1 protein-coding gene is annotated in these 1,212 nt (G+C 55.6%); it reads right to left on the reverse strand.

Annotated features, from left to right (window positions below; all coding sequences use genetic code 11):
* Positions 1 to 1,210: PAS domain S-box protein (locus EI28_RS13235; protein ID WP_155937427.1), on the reverse strand; the 1,210-nt coding region annotated here is incomplete at its 3' end.
* Positions 1,211 to 1,212 lie beyond the last annotated feature (2 nt).

Raw genomic sequence — 1,212 nt, forward strand, 5'->3', positions numbered from 1 at the left:
TTTTATCATCGTCCGGGATACCGGGGCCGGTATCCTCGACTGACACCCGGACGAACCCATCATCTTCTTCAATCCGGATGGCGATCTCGACGTCAGCACCGCCGAACTTGATTGCATTGCCGATAAGGTTGTCGAAGACCACAGGGAGAAGGTCGTCCGCCTGAACCTGGTAGTTTGCCCCGTTATAGAGGAAGATACTGGTGGGATAATCGCTCATCACCCCCCGGACTGCGGCATCAAGGTCCGTTGGTTTGAGCTCGGTCTTTGTCCGATGGATCCGGCGGATGGTAGAGACGGTGCCCAGGATCTCTATGCTCTTCTGGACGCTGCGCTGCAGTTTTTTCGCGTATCCGGCTGCCTCTCCGTCAAGGGACTCGATGAGCAGGTCGGCATAAAGGTTCGAGACGTTCTCGGTATTGCCGATGTCGTGGGTAAGGATGTCCAGGTAGAGGTTCGCCTCCCGGTTCGAGATCTCCAGATCGCGGTGGAGCAGGCCCAGATTCTTGGCGTATCGCTGAAACGCTTCCTCGGCCCGCTTCCGCTCGGTGATGTCCCGGAAGAGGACCATCACCGAAGGCAGGTTTTCATACATGATGGGGGTAGCAACAACCTCAACATCGACTACCTGACCGTCGAGGTTCACAAACCTCTCTGAGCGCAGGGGCACGGTCGTACCCTTCTCCGTCATCTCGCGGTTACGTTTCCTGAATACTTCGTGGTCGTCCGGGTGGACAAACTGGAGGACCGGTTTGCCGACGAGATCCTCCCGCTTTTCTGCCCCGAAAAAAGCGACACAGGAAGGATTGGCGTAGACAACGTCACCCCGGCGGTGCACCACGATCGGTTCCGGCGCAAGTTCCACGAGGTTCCGGTACTTCTCCTCGCTCTCCTGCAAGGCCGCTTCAGCCTGTTTCCAGTCGGTGATATCGATTCCGATACCTCCAACATACCTCTTCGCGGACGCGTCCTTGAAGGGAAACTTGCAAGTCCACCAATAGGTAATGCCTCCTTTCGGGTTGGGCATCTCTTCCACGACTTCAATAGCACTGCCTGCCTTGAGGACGGTTTGATCGTTCTTCCAGAGTTGTTCGGCGACATACAAAGGCCATAACTCAAAGTCCGTCTTACCGCGCAAGTCTCCCTGTCGACGATTAAAATGACTCTCGTCGAATTTGTTCAAGTATATGTAGCGCCCCTGTTCGTCCTTCATGA

This window comes from Methanoculleus sp. MH98A (genome assembly GCF_000691865.1).
Classification (GTDB): Archaea; Halobacteriota; Methanomicrobia; order Methanomicrobiales; family Methanoculleaceae; genus Methanoculleus.